This is a genomic window from Bradyrhizobium sp. 26S5 (assembly GCF_036923295.1).
Lineage (GTDB): Bacteria > Pseudomonadota > Alphaproteobacteria > Rhizobiales > Xanthobacteraceae > Bradyrhizobium > Bradyrhizobium septentrionale.
In genome coordinates, this window is sequence record NZ_CP145948.1 from 4,380,179 (window position 1) to 4,400,243 (window position 20,065).

The window sequence follows — 20,065 nt, forward strand, 5'->3', positions numbered from 1 at the left end:
ATCGCCCTTTGGTGACGCCTGAGCGCGATATTTCTTGCGACGCCGCTCAGCCGATCCAGCCGAGCAACTTGAACCAGACGAGATAGAGCGGTGCGAGCACGACGAACGAGATCAAGCCGACGAGGAGGCACATCTTCACCGTCGCGCCGGCCGGCACCCGCGCCATGCCGGCGGCGACGACGATCGGGGCCGCCTGATACGGCAACAGCGGCGTCGCATAGGCGAACACCTGCGACATCAGCACGGTCGGAAGGCTCAAGCCGGTGTGTGCGGCGAGCGAGGAGGCCAGCGGCGTGAACACCGCAGGCACGCCGTTGGCGGTGACCACGAAGTTGAGCAGGCTGGCGAGCCCGATCATCGATGCGAAATCCGCCGCCGGCCGCGCCGGATCGAGCGGCAGATGCGGAATGATGAGATCGCCGATCGCAGTGCCGAGCCCGGACCAGGCGACCACAGCGGCAAGCCCGAGGATGCCGCCGAGATAGATGCAGGTGCGGACATTGACGCCGGCGGCGAATTCCTCGCCGTTGAGGAAACCCACGCGCGGCAGCAGGCAGAGGCATGCCGAGACCAGCCCGACCCATGCCGGGCGAATGCCGTGCAGGCTATCCGTCATCCAGAATGCGAGCGTGGCAAGCAGGATGATCGAGAGCCGCCATTCCGCCGCGCTCATGGGTGTCGTCTCGGTGCCGCCCTCGATCGGCTTGGGCGATGCCGGAAACAGCCACACCAGACAGCCGATCAGCACGATGCCCTTGAGGATGCCGATCACGGGCGCGTGCAGCACGAGATACGACATGTAGTCGAAACGCACGCCATAGGCCCGCTCGGCGGCGCCGGTCATGATCAGGTTCGGCACATTCGCCGGCAGGATCGACGCCGAGAGCTGATAGGTGCCAAAACCCACCGCGAGCGCGAGCGCGTAACGGCCCGGCGATCCCTCCGATAGCCCGGCGCGTTCGGCCAGCGCCAGGATGATCGGCATCAACAGTGCGATGCGGCCCATGTTCGAGGGCATCACGAAGGCCAGCGCATAGGTCAGCACAATGACGCCGGCGACCATCCGGAGCCAGGAGCCGGTGAGATGTCCGGCAAGGGCGCGCGCGATCCGGTCGGCGAGCCCGACCTTGCGGATCGCGCTGCCGATCACGAAGCCGCCGAGCACCAGCCAGAACGCTTCCGACTGGAAGCCGGAGAACAGCACGTCCGGCGGCGCAGCGCGAAACACCGCGACCGCGGCGAAGAACAGCAGCGCGGTGAGGAATTCCGGCAGCAGGCTGGTGGCCCACAACAGGATGGCGATCGCGGCAAACCAGCCGGGATGGATCAGCGAGGAGGCGGTCTCGGTCATGGCAGGGAATCAAATGGCGCGACGGCGGGACGGTGCGACCATAGCACCGCGGAAGGCGGCTGTGCGGCCGCGGTCAGGCAAGGCTGAGGTGTCGGGACGGTGGGACGAGCGGCGCGCGGCGTGGAGTCAATGTGGAGGCCGATGCGGCTTTACGCGGAACGCCGATGGCAGACGGCTTCGATACGGTTGCCGTCCGGGTCGCGTAGAAACGCTCCGTAATAGTGTGGATGATATTCGGGCCGAAGACCCGGCGCGCCGTCGTCCGATCCGCCTGCCGCAAGCCCGGCACGCCAAAAGGTGTCAACCTGCTCCCTGAGTTGCGCCTTGAAGCACCAATGCCGCCCGTATGCTGCTTCGGGCACAGGTCCTGGGCGGATCAGCAAATAGGTCAGGTCTGGATGATCTGCGTCACAGCGCTCGCCGTAGCTGATCCACGCCTCACCACTGCTCATCTTGGTGACGGCGAGCGCCGCCATCACGGCGTCGTAAAAGGGCTCGGCAACGCGGATGTTGGATACGGTGATGGAGACGTGGTCCAACATGAACGATCTCCTCCATTGACGGGACGGCCCGAGCGGGACGCCGGTCTATCACACACCGATCCGCGCCAGCTGCTCACTCGTAGCGCATGTTCTTCGACGGCCGGCGCGCCGCCGGCATCGCCAGCACGACGAGGCACAGCGCAATCATCGCCAATCCCATAAATTCAAATGCAAATGCGTCCACGGGCCGTCCTCCCCCATTAGAAACAGTTAGACTTGTTGGGGGAGCGTTGACGCGCTGTTAAGCCTTATGGTTACCACGGCCGGCCTCCTTGCATGGTGGAGGGTGAGTTAACGCTCACGTGGTGCCGCGGGAACAAGGCGATCGCGCTACGCCACGAGTTTCGGCAGCGCGGCTGCGAGTGCGTCCACGGCAAGCCGGACTTTGCGCGGCAGTCGCGGCGTCGGCAGCCAGAGCGCGTGGCAGTCGTAGGGAAGTTCTCCTTCGGTGCCGAGAACGCGGACCAGCGCGCCGCTGTCGAGGCGTTCGCGCACCAGCCAGGAGGCAGCCACGCCAGCCCCATGCCGCGCGCCGCAGCGTCGGCGATCGCTTCGAGATCGTCGAGCCTGAGCCGGCCGGCCGGCCAGACTTCTCGCGGCGGCTGACCGTCGCGCGGGAACAGCCACGGGCGAACGCCCCCGGAGCGGCGATAGACGATCGCCTGGTGCTGGTCGAGTTCGTCGAGCGCGCGGGGTTTGCCGTGGGCCTTCAAATACGCGCGCGAGCCGCACACCACCATGCGCTGGCGCGCGATGCGCCGCGCGATTACGCCGGATTGCTCGTTGAGCTCGCCGGTCCTGATCGCAAGGTCGTAGCCGCCCTCCATCAGATCGGCGACCGGATCGCCGAACGCGAGATCGAGCTCCAGCGCAGGATATTTCTGCGCCAGCTTGAGCAACGTGGGGACGACGCAAATGCGGCCGAGCAGGGCCGGCATCGTCACCCGCAGCCGTCCGCGTGGTTCGGACAGTTGATCGGAAGCGAGCGCATCGGCCGCGTCCGCTTCGGCAAGCACCGTGCGGCAGCGCTCGTAATAGACGTGTCCGAACTCGGTCAGGCTCTGGCGTCGCGTGGTGCGGTGGATCAGGCGGACGCCGAGCCGCGCTTCGAGGAAGCGGACATGCTTGCCGACCATCGGACCGGACATCTCAAGCGCCTCGGCGGCGGCGGCGAAGGAGCCGAGATCGACCGCCTTGAGAAAGACGGCCATGCTGGTCAAGCGGTCCATCATTCGAAACCCCCAGTTTTGACTGCTTAGTCTGCGGGATGATTTATCTACTGAATTTGCCTTGGCATAGCTTCATTCAAGCAAACTGTTTTGCAATTCAACTGTTTTGGAGTGTTGCCAATGGCTCGCGTCGTTCGTTTCCATCAACATGGTGGTCCCGAGGTGCTGCGGATCGAGGATGTGGCGATCGCGCCACCTGCGCGCGGCGAGATCCAGATCCGGATCAAGGCGCTCGGACTGAACCGCGCCGAGGCCTTGATGCGTACGGGGACCTATATCGAGACGCCGACGCTGCCATCCGGCCTCGGCCTCGAAGCTGCCGGCATCGTCGAGGCGATCGGCGAGGGCGCCGGCGGTTTCGCGCCCGGGGATGCCGTCAGCATCGTGCCGCCGATCTCGATGGCGCGCTGGCCGGCTTATGGCGAACTCGCGACGTTCCCGGCCGAACTGGTCGTCAAGCATCCGCCGGCGCTGGGGTTCGAGACGGCGGCCGCAGTGTGGATGCAGTACCTCACGGCATATGGCGCCTTGATCGATGTTGCGCGGCTCGCCCGTGCGGAGTTCGTCGTGATCACGGCAGCCTCGAGCAGCGTCGGGCTAGCGGCGATCCAGATCGCCAATCGTATTGGTGCGATACCGATCGCGGTGACGCGGACCTCCATCAAGAAGCAGGCGCTGCTTGAGGCGGGCGCTGCCCACGTCATTGCGTCGGCGGAGGAGGATTTACAGTTGCGGCTCGAGGGCATCGCGGGGCCGATCGGTGTTCGTGTGGTGCTCGACGCAGTCGGTGGCCCCGCCTTCATGCCGCTGACATCAGCGATGGCGCACGGCGGCATCCTCATCGAGTATGGCGGGCTCAGTCCGGAGCCGACGCCGTTTCCGCTGTTCACCGTGCTGAGCAAGAGCCTAATCCTGCGCGGCTACCGCGTGCACGAGATCGTCCGCGATCCGGCGCGGCTGGCCGCGGCAAAGGCGTTCACCCTCGATGGGCTTGCCGACGGCGCGCTGAAACCGATCATCGCCAGGACGTTTCCGTTCGAGGAGATCGTCGAGGCGCATCGGTACCTGGAGTCGAACGTGCAGTTCGGCAAGATCGTCGTGACGGTGTGAGGGCGCCTCACGTCCCGCAGAACGTCTGCGTCACGCGCTGCTCGGGGAGCGGCGGATCGGCGTAGGCCGCGAACTGTGGTTGGTCCTCGAACGGCTTCGCCAGCACCGTCAGCAGCTCCTCGAACGGCGCGTAGTCGTCGTTGGTGACGGCGGCCGCGATCACCGCCTCGATGCGATGGTTGCGCGGGATGAAGGCCGGGTTGACGGCGCGCATCGCGGCCTTGCGTTCGGCCGGCGTCTGCTGTTCCAGCGCGAGGCGGGCGCGCCAGCGGGGGGCCCATTCGTCGAACGCTGCGGGATCGGTGAACTGCGCGCGGACGTCGGCGGCGTCGTCGCTTGCCGCCTCGCCGAGATGGCGGAAGGTCAGCGTGAAGTCGGCACCGTTCTTTGCCATCGCGTCGAGCAGGTCCTGGATCAGCGCCTCGTCGCCGTCGCGCGCGGTGAACAGGCCGACCTTGGCACGCAGCCCGGCCTGATAGGCCGCGGTGAATTTTTCCGGGAAGTCGCCGAGGATCACTTGCGCCTGTTCAATTGCCTTCTCCTGTTCGTCGGCGAGCAGCGGCAACAGGCACTCGGCGAGCCGGGTCAGATTCCACAACGCGATGCGCGGCTGGTTGGCGTAGGCGTAGCGGCCCATCTCGTCGATCGAGGAAAACACCTGCGCCGGGTTGTAGGCGTCGAGGAAGGCGCAGGGGCCGTAGTCGATGGTCTCGCCTGAGATCGAGGTATTGTCGGTGTTCATCACGCCGTGGATGAAGCCGACCAGCAGCCAGCGCGCGACCAGCGCGGCCTGTCGCGCGACGACGCCCGCGAGCAGCGCGTGATAGGGCTGGGCGGCGTCCTTCAGCTCGGGATAGTGCCTGATGATGACGTGGTCGGCCAGCGCACGGACGCCGTCGGTGTCGCCGCGGGCGGCGAAGAACTGGAAGGTGCCGACGCGGATGTGGCTCGAGGCGATGCGGGTCAGGACGGCGCCCGGCAGCGCGGTCTCGCGCATCACGGGCTCACCGGTCACGACGGCGGCGAGCGAACGGGTGGTCGGAATGCCCAATGCAAACATCGCCTCGCTGACGATGTATTCGCGCAGCACCGGGCCGAGCGCGGCGCGGCCGTCGCCGCGGCGGGAGAACGGGGTCGGGCCACTGCCCTTGAGCTGGATGTCGCGGCGGACGCCGTCCCGGTCGATGACCTCGCCGAGCAGGATGGCGCGGCCGTCGCCGAGCTGGGGAACAAAGTGGCCGAACTGGTGGCCGGCATAGGCCATCGCGATCGGGTCGGCGCCGTCAGGCAGGCGCTTGCCGGCGAGGATTTCGGCGCCCTCCGGGGTCGACAGCAGGTCCGGATCCAGCCCGAGCTGGAGCGCGAGCGGCCGGTTCAGTCTGATCAGCCGGGGGGCGGCCACCGGGGTCGGCGCGACGCGGGCGAAAAAGTTCGCCGGCAGCGCCGAATAGGTGTTCTGGAACGGGAAATGGATGGTCATGTCGGGAAGATAGGCCTGCGGGCCGAATAGGCAAACGATTGGCGGCTCCGACGCGGAAAATCTGCCGTTTGCCCCGAAAACCGGCCGTTCCATTGGTTGCCGCACCCGGCCACGTCGGGTAAACCCTCCGCAACTTCGGATAGGGCATTTTGGCCCTGTCGCGATTCGACCCTCCGACATCAGTTTTGGAACGAATATGCATCGCTACCGGTCACACACATGCGGCGCGCTCCGAGAGAGCGATATCGACCAGACGGCCAGGCTGTCAGGCTGGGTCCATCGTGTCCGGGACCATGGCGGCGTGCTGTTCGTCGATTTGCGCGACCATTACGGCATCACCCAATGCGTGGCCGATCCGGACTCGCCGGCGTTCGCCGAGGTCGAGAAGTTCCGCTCGGAGTGGGTGGTGCGGATCGACGGCAAGGTGCGCCACCGTCCCGCCGGCACCGACAATCCCGAACTGCCGACCGGCATGATCGAGGTCTACATCAAGGAGATCGAGGTGCTTGGCCCGGCGGCCGAGCTGCCGCTGCCGGTGTTCGGCGAGCAGGAATATCCTGAGGACATCAGGCTGAAGTACCGCTTCCTCGACCTGCGTCGCGAGAAGCTGCACCAGAACATCATGACCCGCGGCGCGGTGGTCGATTCCATGCGCAAGCGGATGAAGGAGCAGGGCTTCTTCGAATTCCAGACCCCGATCCTGACGGCGTCCTCGCCGGAGGGCGCGCGCGACTTCCTGGTGCCGTCGCGGATCCATCCCGGCAAGTTCTACGCGCTGCCGCAGGCGCCGCAGCAGTACAAGCAGCTGTTGATGATGTCGGGCTTCGACCGCTACTTCCAGATCGCGCCGTGTTTCCGGGACGAGGACCCGCGCGCCGACCGTCTGCCGGGCGAGTTCTATCAGCTCGACGTCGAGATGAGCTTCGTCGAGCAGGACGACGTGTTCGCGGCGATGGAGCCTGTCATCACAGGCGTGTTCGAGGACTTTGCCAAGGGCAAGCCGGTGACGAAGAACTGGCCGCGGATTCCGTTTGCCGAGGCCGTGCGCAAATACGGTTCCGACAAGCCCGACCTGCGCAACAAGATCGTGATGCAGGAAGTCTCCGAGCACTTCCGCGGCTCCGGCTTCAAGGTGTTCGCGCGGATGCTGGAAGACCCGAAGAACCAGGTCTGGGCGATCCCGGGCACCGGCGGGGGCTCGCGCGCGTTCTGCGACCGCATGAACTCGTGGGCGCAGGGCGAGGGCCAGCCCGGCCTCGGCTACATCATGTGGCGCGAGGGCGGCGAGGGCGCGGGTCCGCTTGCCAACAACATCGGCCCGGAACGCACCACTGCGATCCGCGACCAGCTCGGCCTCAAGGAGGGCGACGCGGCGTTCTTCGTCGCCGGCGATCCGGAGAAGTTCTGGAAATTCGCCGGCCTTGCCCGAACGAAACTCGGCGAGGAGCTGAACCAGATCGACAAGGACCGGTTCGAACTCGCCTGGATCGTCGACTTCCCGATGTACGAGTATGACGAGGAGAACAAGAAGGTCGACTTCTCGCATAACCCGTTCTCGATGCCGCAGGGCGGCCTCGACGCGCTGAAGTCGCAGGACCCGCTGACCATCAAGGCTTTCCAGTACGACATCGCCTGCAACGGCTACGAGATCGCCTCCGGCGGCATCCGCAACCACAAGCCGGAAGCGATGGTGAAGGCGTTCGAGATCGCCGGCTATGGCGAGCAGGAGGTCATCGACCGCTTCGGCGGCATGTACCGTGCGTTCCAGTATGGCGCGCCGCCGCATGGCGGCATGGCGGCCGGTCTCGATCGCATCGTGATGCTGCTCTGCGGCACCAACAATCTGCGCGAGATCTCGCTGTTCCCGATGAACCAGCAGGCCATGGATCTGCTGATGGGCGCGCCGTCGGAAGCGACGCCAAAGCAGCTCAAGGAGCTGCACATCCGCACCAACCTGCCGGCCAAGAGCTAGCCTTCGAAGTCACCTCGCCCCGCTCTTGCGGGGAGAGGTCGGCGCGAAGCGCCGGGTGAGGGGCATCTCTCCGCGCACACTCATCTCTCGGATTCGCGGAGGCAGCCCCTCACCCTGACCCTCTCCCCGTAAGAACGGGGAGCGAGGGAGATCACAACCCCGTCGAGGCCTCGATCCGGAATTGCGCCAGCGCCGATTGCGGATCGATCTTGAGCAGTTGCATCAGCTGAAGCGCCGGCGCTTTGGCGCGCGGCGTCAGCTTGACGACCAGCGTCTGCCCCGGCGTCTCGATGAACCGGCTGATGGCGGTGATGAGGGCAGTGGCGTCGGGATTGCTGCCGCCGATTGCATCGCCCTGCGCCTTGATGGTTTCGAGGATGGCGCTGCGTGCAGCGTCGCGGCCCACATTCTGGCTGCGCGCGTACTGCGCGACCGCGAGATCGATGACGCCGAGGTCATGGACGGTGAGCTCGATCGCGCTGGCCTCGATCTGCGCTGCCGCGCCCATGGTCTCGGCTGCGTTGGCCGAAAATGCCTCGCGCGGCACGTTGCCGAGCGAGACCTTCGCCGACGCCTTCACAAGCCCCGCCATGTCGAACTTGACCGGCTCGAGCGCGAACGAGCGCGACGCCTCGGTCCAGGCAGCGCCGAGATCGGCGTCGACGACCATCCGGTCGATCCCGGCCGCGATCAGCGGCTGCTGCCGCGGGTCGGAGGCATCCACCGGTGCGGCCAACTTCGCGACCAGGCGCAGTCTGCTCGGGATCGATCCGACGAACTGACCCCAGTCGAGGCTGAACACATCGATGTTGACCGGCTTGCCGGTGGATTTGTACGGCGTCGCGACGCCCTTGAGCTCGATGCCCTCGAGCAGCGGAAACAGCGCCAGCGCCTGTTCCGCCGACGGCTTCTCGGCGGAGAACTGCGCCGACAGCCGCATGAAGTTGGCGACGTCGAGCGACTTCAGCGCGAAGCGTCCGACCTTGATGGGACCCTGTGGTCCACGTCCATCGAGCCCCTCGACGGCAAGCTCGCCGATCTTGCCGTGTTCGAAATTGAAGCGCACCGAGGACAGCTTGAGCGGGCCCTGCGGCGTCTCAACCGAGAGCCCACGTATCTCGGCATTTCCGATGCCGGCACCCGAATAAAGTCCGGCGACCTTCTCAAGCAATTCGCGCGCCTGGGCCGGAGACGGCGGCGCGCTGCCCGGCGGCGGGATCATCGCCAGCAGCGCCGGCAGTTGCATCCGCGACGGGTTGATCCTGACGTCGTCGACCGTGACGCCCTCGATCCGCATGTTCAGGCCGGGCGTGGCGGCGACGGCATCAGGCGTCACGGTGATCACATAGGGACCGACCGAAACGTGGCCCTGAACCCGATAGTCCCGGTCGTCATTGGCCTTGGCCGGATCGAACATCGCTGCCATCGCACCGACGTCGATATCGGTCGCGGCGATATTGGCGAGGTCGCCGGTCATCTTGACCGGCTTGCCTGCCGCCTGCGAATTGATCCTGAACGCAACCTTGTCGGTCTTGCTGGACGCGATCTTTCCGTCCTTCATGTTTTCGATGGCAAGGCCCGAATAGTCGAATGTGCCGCCGGCGCCGTCGCCGGCATGTGCTGCGGCGCTGAAGGTCAGCGCTCCGGTCAAGCTGGGCGCGGTCACCGACGACGCATTGATGCTCGCGAGCTGGGCGAACGCGAACCGGTACAACTCGACGATGGACGACGAGGCCGGAAGCTGGGGTAGGCCGGCGGGAGCGGAATAGTCCTTCACCGTGATCCGCGGCGCCTTGTAGGTCAGGGAGGCGATCGTCGGGCTCGGCCCCGCCACGCCAATCGCGACATCGCTGAACTCGAGCTTGTCGGCGGAGACCCGTGCCGCCTCCGTTTGACCGAGGCCTGTCATCGTGAGGCTGGCAATCTTGACGCTGACCGGGGACTGCGCTCCCGTCTCGGTGGCGATGTCTGCAATCGTCAAGGTGCGGCTCTTGACGTCGAAGGCGATCTTGCCGTGGCTCGCCTTGGCGCCGGTGGCGCGGACCTGCTCGAAGGCGGCCTCGACCTCGCGCGTGACCCGGCGCTGGGCATACAGGTCGAAGCCGAAGAAGCCGCCGACCGCAATGACAATGACAGCGATCAGGCCGAGCAGAATTTTCTTCATTCGGTCAACTCCGGATCATCAAGGGAAAAAAATTGCCAATCCGCGGCCAGAAGGTGCAGCATCACTGAACGGGCCCGCCCGGGCCTGTTGACGGGGATATTATCGGATGTTGCATCCAAGCGGCTGGACATGCTTCACATCCGGCTCGGTTTGCCGGACAACTGACTTTCGCCTGGATTAGCACAGAAACAAGAAATTTGGGCCGGAAACGCGGGGAGCACGCATGTCGTCATCGTCTGAAGAACTCCATAACGCGGCGCTCGCCTATCACCGGCTGCCGCGGCCGGGCAAGCTCGAGATCCAGGCGATCAAGCCGCTTGCCAACCAGCGCGACCTGGCGCTGGCCTATTCGCCGGGCGTCGCCGCCGCCTGCACCGAGATCGCCAAGAACCCCGCCGAGGCGGCGACCCTGACCGCCCGCGCCAATCTGGTGGCCGTGGTCTCGAACGGCACGGCCGTGCTCGGTCTCGGCAATATCGGTCCGCTTGCCTCCAAGCCCGTCATGGAAGGCAAGGCGGTGCTGTTCAAGAAATTCGCCGGCATCGACGTGTTCGATATCGAGATCAAGGCCGACACGATCGAGCGCGTGGTCGAGACCGTCGCCGCGCTGGAGCCGACTTTCGGCGGCATCAATCTCGAAGACATCCGCGGACCGGAGTGCTTCGAGATCGAGGCGCAGCTCAAGGAGCGGATGAATATCCCGGTGTTCCACGACGACCAGCATGGCACCGCCATCATCGTCGCAGCCGCGATCGTCAACGCACTGCTGCTGAACGGCAAGAAGCTGCCCGACGTCAAGATCGTCTGCTCGGGGGCCGGCGCGGCGGCGATCGCGACGCTCAACCTGCTGGTCTCGATGGGGGCGCAGCGCAAGAACATCTGGGTCTGCGACATCGACGGCGTGGTCTATGAAGGCCGCAACACCACGATGGATCGCTGGAAGGCGGTCTATGTCCAGAAGACCGACGCGCGCGTGCTGGCGGACGTGATTCCGGGCGCAGACATCTTCATCGGGCTGTCGGCGCCGGGCGTGCTGAAGCCGGAGATGGTCAAGCAGATGGGGGATGGGCCGCTGGTGATGGCGCTTGCCAATCCGGTACCTGAAATCATGCCGGAAGAGGCGCGGGCGGCGCGACCGGATGCGATGATCTGCACGGGACGGTCGGACTATCCGAACCAGGTCAACAACGTGCTCTGCTTCCCCTTCATCTTCCGCGGCGCGCTCGACGTCGGCGCCACCGCGATCAACGAGGCGATGAAGCACGCCGCGGTGGATGCGATCGCGCAGCTCGCGCGCGATCCGCCGTCGGATGCGGTGGCCCATGGCTTCGAGACCGGCGAGACGCAGGGGTTCGGCCCGGGCTCGCTGATCCCGAGCCCGTTCGACCCGCGCCTGATCCTGCGCATTGCGCCGGCCGTGGCCAAGGCCGCGATCGAGTCCGGCGTCGCGACACGGCCGATCACCAATTTCGACGAATACGCGGCCAATCTCGAGCGCTTCTCGTTCCGCTCCGGCCTCACCATGAAGCCCGTGTTTGCCAAGGCGAAGACCCAGCCGGTGCGCGTGATCTACGCCGAAGGCGAGGATGAGCGCGTGCTGCGCGCGACCCAGGTGGTGCTCGAGGAGAAGCTGGCGCGGCCGATCCTGGTCGGCCGTCCATCGGTGGTCGAGACGAGGATCAAGCGCTTCGGCCTGTCGATCAAGGCCGGCCGCGATTTCGACCTGGTCAATCCCGAGGACGATCCGCGCTACCGTTCCTACGTGCAGTCCTATATCGACGTCGCCGGCCGGCGCGGGGTGACGCCCGAGGGCGCGCGGACCGTGGTTCGCACCAACAACACGGTCATCGCCGCGCTCGCGGTGTCGCGCGGCGAGGCCGATGCGATGCTGTGCGGTGTCGAGGGCCGCTACATGAGCCATCTGCGCCATGTCCGCGAGATCATCGGCTTCCTGCCGGGGGTCAGCGACTATGCCGCGCTGGCGCTGATGATCACCTCCACCGGCGCGCATTTCCTCGCCGACACCCAGGTGCGGCCGAACCCGAGTGCGGAGGAGCTCGCCGAAGTGGCGTCGCTCGCGGCGATCCACGTCCAGCGCTTCGCCTTCAAGCCGAGGGTCGCCTTCGTGTCACATTCCGACTTCGGCAGCTATGATACGGACTCCTCGCGCAAGATGCGGCGGGCCACCCAGCTCCTTAAGGACAAGCATCCGGAGATCGAGGCCGACGGCGAAATGCAGGGCGACACAGCGCTGTCGGCGGTGGCGCGCAAGCTCGTGCTGCCGCAATCGCGGCTGGAAGGCGAGGCCAACATCCTGATCATGCCGAACCTCGACGCCGCCAACATCGCCTACCAGATGATCAAATCGCTCGCCAACGCGCTGCCGGTGGGGCCGATCCTGATCGGTCCGGCGCGCCCGGCGCACATCCTCACCCCCGGTGTGACGGCGCGCGGCATTCTCAACATGACGGCGGTTGCCGCCGTCGAAGCCCAGGAGCGCGCCGGCCGCGCGCAGCCGACGCTCTTTGGGTAAAAGATCGTCGTTTGAGCATGATCTGTTCAGAAAACCGCTACGCACTTTGCGCTAACGCGGCCCTTCGGGTCCGGATCATGCTCGCGACCGATTCGATTTGATCGAAGCAGGTGGAGCGACCATAATCTCTCCGCCTGCTTCGTCCGATTCTGCCATCCAGTGAGGCCGACCCATGCCAGCGTTGATCACCTTCGGGCGCGTTCTGTTCGCCGTGCTGTTCCTGTATTCGGGGGCGACCAAGCTGTTCGGCATCCAGGCGACGGCGGATTTGTTCACGGCCAAGGTGACCATTCCCGCCGTGATCGCGCCCTATACGCAGCAGATCGAAACCTTCGCCGGCATGCCGTTCATGCAGCTCCTGGCGATCACGATCGGCGCCTTCGAGATCATCGCCGGCCTGATGATCGCTGTGAACGTGCTGGCGCGGTTCTTCGCGATCCTTTTGATCATCTTCGTCTGCTTTACGACCTTCTACTTCCACGATTTCTGGAATCAGGCGGCGCCTGACAACGGCAAGACCCTGATGGAGGCGCTGAAGAACCTGTCGCTGATCGGCGCATTGTTCATCATCGCCGGCTACGGCCGCGGCCCGCGCCGCGATGAGCCGGCGTATGGGGACGTGTAGGACGATACGCAGCTGCGTAGGGCGGGTTGGCGTAGCGTAACCCGCCGACCTGTGCATCGGGAACGAAAGACGGCGGGTTACGCTGACGCTAACCCGCCCTACGATCTTCGATCGATCTCAACCCACCCGCCGCCACGGCGTCACGCTGACATCCTGCGCGGCATCGATCAGTTGCGGCGCGTCGGCGCGAAGCCCGTGCGCAGCAAGCACCTGCTGCGGGGTGCGGGCAGGGACGCCCGGAAAGCACGGCTCGCCCTCGGGGATGCGCACCCTTGGCGCGACCGACAGCCAGAACGTGTCGTAGCGGTCCATGAACATGCCAAACACGCCGGGGCCGCCGATGATGGCAACCATGCCCGATGTCACGCCGGCCTCGCGGCTCGCCGCCTCGAACGGGCAGCCGGCCGGATTCCACAACAGCGCCTTCGGATTGTCCGGATCGGGCGCGGTGGCCGCGACCTTGCCGGTCAGGATCAGGCGGCGCCGCTTCGGCGCGTTCGGCTGCTCTTCCTGGGAGTGACGGCCATGCACGACGAGGTCGGCGCGGTCGAGAGCCGCGGTGAAGAACCGCTTGTCCCCCTCGATCTTGAGATCGTCGGGCATCACATTGTGCGCGTTGGCCAGCCGGCCATCGGCGGAGACGATGACGAAACCCTCGATACGCAACCCAGACACCAGAGCCATTTCCGTTCCGATCGAATCCGAACGGGGCTCTGGGTTGTTGTTTTGACGCGTTTTCTTCACGCGAACCGGTACCCACTTCGCTCGAAAACGCTCCAGACTGTCGCGCGCGCTATTGCTGGTCGACCGTGGTGACGACGCTGTTCACCGGCCGCGAGCTCACGGTCGGCAGCTTGACGTCCTTGGCGAGCTCCTGCTCGTATTGCGGCAGCACCGTCACCGGGAATTTGGCGCGCATCGCCACCACCTTGTAACCGCCGGCCTTGAGCTGCTGCAGCAGCGCGGGCAGCGCCTCCGCGGTGTGTTTCTGGAAGTCGTGCATCAGGATGATGCCCTTGCCGAGCTTGTTCAGCTTCTTCATCACGGTGTCGATCACCTGCTGCGGCTTGCTCGACTTGAAGTCGAAGGAGTCGAGGTCGCAGGAGAAGATCGCGATGTTGCGGTTGCCGAGATAGGTCACCATTTCCGGCGGATGCTGCAGCGCCGGGAAGCGGAAGAACGGCGAGGGTGAAACCTCGAGCGCCCATTTGACCGCGGCATAGCCGCGCTCGATCTCGTCCTTCTTCTGATCCTCGGTCAGCTTCTTGTTGTTCAGATTGGCGTGCGACCAGGTGTGCGCGCCGACCGTGTGGCCGGCGGCATACACCTGACGCAGGATTTCAGGGTGATAGGTGGCGTGCTTGCCGATCGGGAAGAAGATGCCCGTGGTGCATTCATCCGCGAGCGCCTTCAACACCGCGGGCGTGTTGGCCGGCCACGGACCGTCGTCGAAGGTCAGCACCACTTCATGGTCGCGCAGGAAGTCGAGCTGCTTGAAATGCTCGAAGCCGAAGCCGGGCCCGCCGGTGGTGTCGATCTCGACGGTGCGGCCGACGCCGAGCGCGTTCGGATTGTTGCAGGCAGCGCGCGCCGGCTGCGGCGGTTGCTTCGGCGGCACTGGTGCGGCGTTTGCGGTGGCGGGCGCAGGTGCCGCGGCGGCGGGCGCTGGCGCTGCGGCCGCTGGTGCTGCCGCCGGCGCTGTGGCGGCGCCCTTGGCCGGCGCTGCCGCAGCGCCCTTGGCGGGCGGCGTCTGCGACCAAGCTGCGCTCGACGCGAGCAACGATACGGTCCCTGCGAAAATCAGACCTGCCGCAATGCGCATGGCGTGTTCCCTGCTGATCGCGCTTCCGTGCCGGCGTTGCCGCACCCGGACCGCTTCACCCCCAACCGATCGTACCCTAGTCGCAGTCGCGACGCCAAGGCAATGAAGGTGGGCGGGCGCGTGCCCAAAATCCTCGTCGGATCAGTTAATTCCGGGGATTATCTTGAGATTATCTTGGCTTCTCAGGCGGCCGCCAATGTCCGTGCGATTGCGGTCTTGATGCGGGTGTCGTCGGGCGTGACCGACTCAGGGAAGACGTCGGCGATGTAGCCGTCGCGGCCGATCAGGTATTTGTGGAAATTCCAGCGCGGCACGTCCTTCGGCCGCGCCTCGGCCGCCCAGCGGTAGAAAGGATGCGCGCTCGCGCCCCGGACCACAGCCTTCGCTGCGATCGGGAAGGTGACGCCGTATTGATGCTGCGCGGTCTCGGCGATCTCGGTCGGGCCGCCGGGCTCCTGGCCGCCGAAATCATTCGAGGGCACGCCGATGATGACGAAGCCGCGCTCGCGGAATTCGGTCCACAATTGCTGCAGGCCGGCATATTGCGGCGTGAAGCCACAGAGCGAGGCCGTGTTCACGATCATCAGGGGATGGCCGGCATAGTCGGCAAGGCTGATATCGCCGCCCGAGAGTGCGGGGAATGAGAAGGCGTAGGCCGTGATCCGGCTCATCGCGGGCTGCTCCGCATGCAGCGCACGCGATCCTGCGGCCGCGGCCAAGGCCGTCACGATCAGTGTTCGGCGGTTGATCATGATGATGTCCCCGGATCGGATGTGCCTGACATGATAATCCAGAGCGCAGGCCCAAGCCTTCAACAAGGCGTTACGGAAGGGAACATCTTAGCCGTCATGCCCGGCCTTGTGCCGGGCATCCACGTCTTCGCTCCAACGGGCGAGAAAGACGTGGATGGCCGGGACATAGGCGAGCGGAAGCGACGCCGTCCTTCGGACGGCTACGCCCGGCCACGACGGAAAGTGATTTTCGCTCTCGGGAAGAGGGTTGGAGAGGTACAGCCCGAAAGCTTAGCGTAGCGGCAGGATGAAGTCGGTGCCTTCGCCGGTCTCGCCCTGGTTGACGCCGAGGTCGGAGACGATGATCGAGCCGCCGGTGCCGAGCGCTTCGCTGATCCGCGCCATCACGTCTGATGGAATCGAGATGCGGTCGAGTGCCTCGGCGGGGGTATTCGTCGCTGGCTGCGGCTTGGCCTCGACCGGCGGTGCGGCCGCCACCTTGCGGCGATGCGAGACATGCTCCTCGGCGTCGACACGGGCGGCATTGCGGGTCGGCAGCGTGACCACCGACCAGCGCAGCAGGTTGGTATCGGTCTTGTCGGCTTCCGCGGTGAAGACATGCGTGCCAAGCGGCCGGTCGCTCGCGGCGATCGTCACCGGCACGTCGAACAGCGGCGCAAAGTTCTGCCGCACATAGAGCTTGGAATCCTTGCGGCTGATGAACACCGCGATCTGGCCGGCGCGCTTCGACACGTCGATCCTGGCGACGCCCGGCAGCCGTGCCGTATCCTTGGCAGCGTCCTTCTTGGCATCGGGCGCGTCGGCCGCGGTTGCCGGCTCGGCGGGCTTGTCAGCGGTCTTGGCCGCATCCGCCGCCTTGGCAGCGTCCTTGCTCGCCGCGTCCTTGCTCGCGTCCCTGCCGGCATCAGCCTTAGGCGCATCGGCCTTCGCATCGGTCTTGGAAGCCTCGGCAATGCCGGGCTTGGCGGCGTCCGTTTTCGGCTCGTCAGCTTTGCCTTCGGCCTTCACCGGGGCTTTCGCGGAGACCTCGGTCTTCGGCGTGTCGGTGCTGCCGGTGGTTTCGCCGACCGTCTTGTCGTCGGTAGCGGAATTGGTCTCGGGCGGCTGGTCGGTCGCGGTCTCAGCTTGGACCGTCTCGGGCTTGTCGGCTGCAAGCTTGTCGGCGATCGCGTCCCGTGTCGCCGAGGAGGAGGCGTCGGACATCGTCACCGACGCGCTCGCCGCCGGCATCGCACTGCTGGCGTCGGCGGTATGGGTGTTGTCGCGCAGCGAAGCGGGCAGGGCGGCGTGGCCGACGCTGGTGCGCAAATCGAGACCGGACTGCTTGTCGGCGCCCTTGTCGGTCTTGACGCCGAGCGGCGCATCCATCTTCAGGATCTCGTCGGCAACCGGCTGCTGCGGCGTAACCTTCTGCGTCACCAGCAACGGATGCGAGAAGTTCTCCGGCGTGATCGTGCCCAGCGTGACGAACACGCGGGCGCCCATTCGCGTCCAGCCGTACATCTTGACCGCAAACGACATCGGCATGCGGATGCAGCCATGCGAGGCCGGATAGCCGGGCAGCACACCGGCGTGCATGGCGATGCCCGACCAGGTGATGCGCTGCATGTACGGCATCGGTGCGCCGCTATAGATGTTGGACTGGTGATACTTCTGCTTCTGGATGACGCTGAAGACACCCATCGGGGTCGAGTGCCCCTTCATGCCCGTCGACACCGGGCTCTCGGCATAAAGGCCGTTGGCGTCGTAGACGCTGACGCGCTGCTGGTCGATCGAGACCGAGATGATCAGGGGACCCTGCGGCTTGGCGCCGGCCTCCTTCTCGAGCGCCGGATTTTTCTTGGTCAGATTGCGCTTCGGCTTCGGCCGGGCCGGCCGCGGCTGGTAATCACCGTAATAGCCGGAATCACTGTTCCAGTAGAACAGCGCAGCATCGGCCTGTGAGGAGGCGGCGACGGTGCCGGCTGCAGTCAAAACTGCAAACCGCCAGAACCGCCTATTGGCAGAATCAAAAATCGAAATCCGCCGTCCCGTTCCGTGCATATTCCGAATCCCAGTCCAAACTATTCCTTGGTTGTCGCAGACGTGGAACGCGTTCACCAGCGTATGCGATTAACCCTTCCGTGAGGCGCGTATTTTTCGCCAAAAGCGTAGCAAAAAAGCCTCACAAGAGGTTAAACGCCCAGCCTGATCACCGAGCCGTCAGCGCCTTCCTGTGCGGCGTTTGCGCACTACATAGGCGGGACCCACCCCGCGGAGACCTCAATGACATCGAGAAGTGTGAGCTTGTGTGACGTGCGACTGTTGTCTCGATCGGGGTGCGCAATGTTGCTGATGGTGCTGGGTTTGGGGTTGGCCCGTCCGGCGGCCGCGGCAGATGAGCCGGACCTGATCTTTCGCCGCTCTACGGTGTTCAAATTGATGAGCCCCAACGACAAGCTCGCGACCTACGGCGTCGACGACCCCGAGGTCGAAGGTGTTGCCTGTCACTTCACGGTGCCGGAGAAGGGCGGCTTCAAGGGCTGGCTTGGACTTGCCGAGGAAGTCTCCGATATCTCGCTGGCCTGCCGGCAGATCGGGCCGATCCGCTTCAAGAACAAACTCGGCCAGGGCGACGACATGTTCAGCAAGCGCCGGTCGCTGTTCTTCAAGAAGATGCAGATCGTGCGCGGCTGCGACGCCAAGCGTAACGTGCTGGTCTACATGGTCTATTCGGACAGGTTGATCGAGGGCTCGCCGAAGAACTCGACCTCGTCGGTGCCGATCATGCCGTGGGGCCCGACCGATGCCGCCATCCAGAAGTGCGGCGAGTTTATTCAATAGGCTTTGTTCGGTAGCCTTCATTCGATTGCCCCGGCATGGGTTTGGCCTGTTCGGCTGAAGCGGTGGGTAAACTAGCGGTTGGTTTGCCCGAACTGCTTCGCGCCGAGGCTGAGGCCCGGCTTGACCTTCGAGTCGCGGCAGCCGACGAGGCGGACCAGCTTCTGCTGCGCGCACTCATTGTCGCCCATCACATGGGTGCCCTGTTGCGACATTGCGGCCGTCATCTGCTTCTGCGGGCCGGATTTGGTGGCCGCGGATTCATTGCCAACGCCCATGTTGCCATTGCCCACGACTGACATCCTTCGTTGGATAGGGAATCACCACAACGTGCCACCGCGGAGATGGTTGCACGGTGCCGATATGAGTCGGCTGGACCGTCGCCCGGTTCACCGCCGACCTGCTGTGCTGCTTCCTGTCTCAGCAGAGGAAAGTTAAGAAAGCGCGGTAGCCCGCTCAATTTGCACGCAGAATCGGCCATCGCCCCGGCTGCGGCCAAAACAGGTGCCAAGGACGGGCGCCAAGGCGGGCACCACGGCAGGCCTCGACGCGCGAAATCTTGAACACGCGCTCCGCCGCCGCTCCATCACTGAAAATATTGATGTTTTCCGGCCAATGTTTCGTCGATCGCCAGCCGACGAAACAATTCTCCGGTTGATGAAACCATTTTCGACTTGTTCCGCAGAACTCCGGAAACGGCAGTTCGTTATCAAACCGTCAACACAACGGCGCGGACGCCGGCCGGAATAACGGAGACTGTCACATGCGGACCATCAGCCTGATCCTCGCCGTCGTCTTCGTGATGGCCGGTTCGTCGATGGCTGGTTCCCCGGACAGCGGTTTGCCCGGCATCGGCACCTTCTCCTATAACGGCTCGTCGGTGGTCACTGTGGCCCCGATGGTGATGGCGCAGGCCAACTGAACGCGACGCGAAAAACAGAACAGCCGATAAAGGCCACTCATGTTGCACCGTATCTGTTCCGCCGCGATGTTCGCATTGCTCGTCCTGGCGGGTTCCGCGCAGGCCCAATCCCAGCTTCCACTCGAATCGATGCAGATCCGGTCGCTGTACCGGGTAACTGAGCCGCGCGACGAATTCGTTCGCCAGTGCGCGCCGCACATGCTTGGCCGCTGGGCGCATCCCGAAGCCGTCTGCGGCTGCCTGCACGACCACGCCGCAGCAACGGTGGATGATCCCGACCTCCGTCAGGCATTGCTGCGCGGGATCAGCGAGACCGGCGTGCCGACCATCGAGACCGATTGGGTGCCGCCGTCGAAGCAGGCCGAGATCGGCCCGACCTTCACCAAGATCGCCAAGCCGACGCTGCAATGCATGTTCGAGCCGATCTCGAACTGAGCGGCGCGTTGCCAAATAATGAAGAAGCAGGCGCCTCGCGGAAGCGGGGCGTTTATTTTTTGGCGAGGCGCGGCACGCAGCTGCGGGTCCGCACCACGCCGTTCTGGCTCAGCTTGGCGCCGATCACCTGCTTGATCTGCCCGGCCGGGCACGAGCCGTCATCGACCAGGACGCGCTGACCGACCCGGAGGTCGACGATGTCGCCCTCGCGCATCAAGGCCTGCTGCGCGGAGGCGGGGGCGCTCAGGGCGACACATGCGACGGCGCCGATCAGCGCGACGAATCCGATGCGCGGCATCGCGGCCTCC

19 protein-coding genes are annotated in these 20,065 nt (G+C 65.3%); 7 read left to right on the forward strand and 12 right to left on the reverse strand.

Translation table 11 applies throughout. The features are described 5' to 3' along the window. Window positions 1–46: 46 nt before the first annotated feature. The 3 genes from V5279_RS20065 to V5279_RS20075 all read right to left on the reverse strand — a co-directional run bounded on the left by V5279_RS20065 (window position 47) and on the right by V5279_RS20075 (window position 3,125). On the reverse strand, window positions 47–1,351 hold the full coding sequence (locus V5279_RS20065) for an SLC13 family permease (protein ID WP_338700287.1): 1,305 nt from the start codon (window positions 1,349–1,351) through the stop codon (window positions 47–49). Between the two features lie 149 nt (window positions 1,352–1,500). Further along, the gene (locus V5279_RS20070; RefSeq protein ID WP_029082276.1) at window positions 1,501–1,893 is read right to left on the reverse strand and encodes a VOC family protein; all 393 of its coding nucleotides are present in this window, start codon (window positions 1,891–1,893) and stop codon (window positions 1,501–1,503) included. A gap of 254 nt (window positions 1,894–2,147) precedes the next feature. Then, complete coding sequence (locus V5279_RS20075) at window positions 2,148–3,125, reverse strand: LysR family transcriptional regulator (protein ID WP_338700290.1); 978 nt, start codon at window positions 3,123–3,125, stop codon at window positions 2,148–2,150. 117 nt (window positions 3,126–3,242) lie between these two features. On the opposite strand from V5279_RS20075, the gene V5279_RS20080 reads away from it, so the two are divergent. Next, window positions 3,243–4,232 carry a zinc-dependent alcohol dehydrogenase family protein gene (locus V5279_RS20080; protein WP_338700292.1) on the forward strand — a complete coding sequence of 330 codons (990 nt, stop codon included), beginning with the start codon at window positions 3,243–3,245 and terminating at the stop codon, window positions 4,230–4,232. Between the two features lie 7 nt (window positions 4,233–4,239). Here V5279_RS20080 and V5279_RS20085 read toward each other — a convergent pair whose 3' ends face one another. Further along, window positions 4,240–5,712 carry a protein adenylyltransferase SelO gene (locus V5279_RS20085; RefSeq protein ID WP_338700294.1) on the reverse strand — a complete coding sequence of 491 codons (1,473 nt, stop codon included), beginning with the start codon at window positions 5,710–5,712 and terminating at the stop codon, window positions 4,240–4,242. Between the two features lie 196 nt (window positions 5,713–5,908). On the opposite strand from V5279_RS20085, the gene aspS reads away from it, so the two are divergent. After that, a complete protein-coding gene (gene aspS, locus V5279_RS20090; protein ID WP_338700296.1) occupies window positions 5,909–7,684 on the forward strand; it encodes an aspartate--tRNA ligase in 1,776 nt (591 codons plus the stop codon). Window positions 7,685–7,835: 151 nt separating this feature from the next. Here aspS and V5279_RS20095 read toward each other — a convergent pair whose 3' ends face one another. Together V5279_RS20095 and V5279_RS20100 are read right to left on the reverse strand one after the other, a co-directional pair. Continuing rightward, window positions 7,836–9,848 (reverse strand): hypothetical protein, encoded by a 2,013-nt coding sequence (locus V5279_RS20095; protein ID WP_338700298.1) that lies wholly within the window; start codon window positions 9,846–9,848, stop codon window positions 7,836–7,838. Then, window positions 9,845–9,979 (reverse strand): hypothetical protein, encoded by a 135-nt coding sequence (locus V5279_RS20100; RefSeq protein ID WP_275948997.1) that lies wholly within the window; start codon window positions 9,977–9,979, stop codon window positions 9,845–9,847. Before V5279_RS20100 ends, V5279_RS20095 begins: the two co-directional genes overlap by 4 nt. Window positions 9,980–10,071: 92 nt before the next feature. Between V5279_RS20100 and V5279_RS20105 the strand changes: the two genes are divergently transcribed. Together V5279_RS20105 and V5279_RS20110 are read left to right on the forward strand one after the other, a co-directional pair. Further along, on the forward strand, window positions 10,072–12,381 hold the full coding sequence (locus V5279_RS20105) for an NADP-dependent malic enzyme (protein WP_166204562.1): 2,310 nt from the start codon (window positions 10,072–10,074) through the stop codon (window positions 12,379–12,381). Between the two features lie 172 nt (window positions 12,382–12,553). After that, the gene (locus tag V5279_RS20110; RefSeq protein ID WP_338700304.1) at window positions 12,554–13,006 is read left to right on the forward strand and encodes a DoxX family protein; all 453 of its coding nucleotides are present in this window, start codon (window positions 12,554–12,556) and stop codon (window positions 13,004–13,006) included. A gap of 117 nt (window positions 13,007–13,123) precedes the next feature. On the opposite strand, the gene V5279_RS20115 is transcribed toward V5279_RS20110, so the two are convergent. The 4 genes from V5279_RS20115 to V5279_RS20130 all read right to left on the reverse strand — a co-directional run bounded on the left by V5279_RS20115 (window position 13,124) and on the right by V5279_RS20130 (window position 17,623). Next, on the reverse strand, window positions 13,124–13,690 hold the full coding sequence (locus V5279_RS20115; protein ID WP_338700305.1) for a dihydrofolate reductase: 567 nt from the start codon (window positions 13,688–13,690) through the stop codon (window positions 13,124–13,126). A 109-nt stretch (window positions 13,691–13,799) separates the two neighbouring features. Next, entirely contained in the window at window positions 13,800–14,828 is a 1,029-nt protein-coding gene (locus V5279_RS20120) for a polysaccharide deacetylase family protein (RefSeq protein WP_029082267.1), read from the reverse strand. 182 nt (window positions 14,829–15,010) lie between these two features. Continuing rightward, window positions 15,011–15,580, reverse strand: coding sequence for a glutathione peroxidase (locus V5279_RS20125; RefSeq protein ID WP_338700307.1), 570 nt, complete (start codon window positions 15,578–15,580; stop codon window positions 15,011–15,013). 270 nt (window positions 15,581–15,850) lie between these two features. Beyond that, window positions 15,851–17,623: a L,D-transpeptidase gene (locus tag V5279_RS20130; protein ID WP_414645937.1), complete on the reverse strand. Its 1,773-nt coding sequence runs from the start codon at window positions 17,621–17,623 to the stop codon at window positions 15,851–15,853. A 282-nt stretch (window positions 17,624–17,905) separates the two neighbouring features. Here V5279_RS20130 and V5279_RS20135 point away from each other — a divergent pair, with 282 nt between their 5' ends. After that, window positions 17,906–18,403, forward strand: coding sequence for a CreA family protein (locus V5279_RS20135; RefSeq protein WP_338700311.1), 498 nt, complete (start codon window positions 17,906–17,908; stop codon window positions 18,401–18,403). Window positions 18,404–18,474: 71 nt separating this feature from the next. On the opposite strand, the gene V5279_RS20140 is transcribed toward V5279_RS20135, so the two are convergent. Beyond that, window positions 18,475–18,702 (reverse strand): hypothetical protein, encoded by a 228-nt coding sequence (locus V5279_RS20140; protein ID WP_029082263.1) that lies wholly within the window; start codon window positions 18,700–18,702, stop codon window positions 18,475–18,477. 461 nt (window positions 18,703–19,163) lie between these two features. Here V5279_RS20140 and V5279_RS20145 point away from each other — a divergent pair, with 461 nt between their 5' ends. After that, complete coding sequence (locus tag V5279_RS20145) at window positions 19,164–19,322, forward strand: hypothetical protein (RefSeq protein ID WP_338700314.1); 159 nt, start codon at window positions 19,164–19,166, stop codon at window positions 19,320–19,322. Between the two features lie 39 nt (window positions 19,323–19,361). Further along, window positions 19,362–19,757, forward strand: coding sequence for a hypothetical protein (locus V5279_RS20150; RefSeq protein ID WP_338700316.1), 396 nt, complete (start codon window positions 19,362–19,364; stop codon window positions 19,755–19,757). Window positions 19,758–19,809: 52 nt separating this feature from the next. Here V5279_RS20150 and V5279_RS20155 read toward each other — a convergent pair whose 3' ends face one another. Continuing rightward, complete coding sequence (locus V5279_RS20155; RefSeq protein ID WP_166294745.1) at window positions 19,810–20,055, reverse strand: DUF6719 family protein; 246 nt, start codon at window positions 20,053–20,055, stop codon at window positions 19,810–19,812. Window positions 20,056–20,065: the final 10 nt, after the last annotated feature.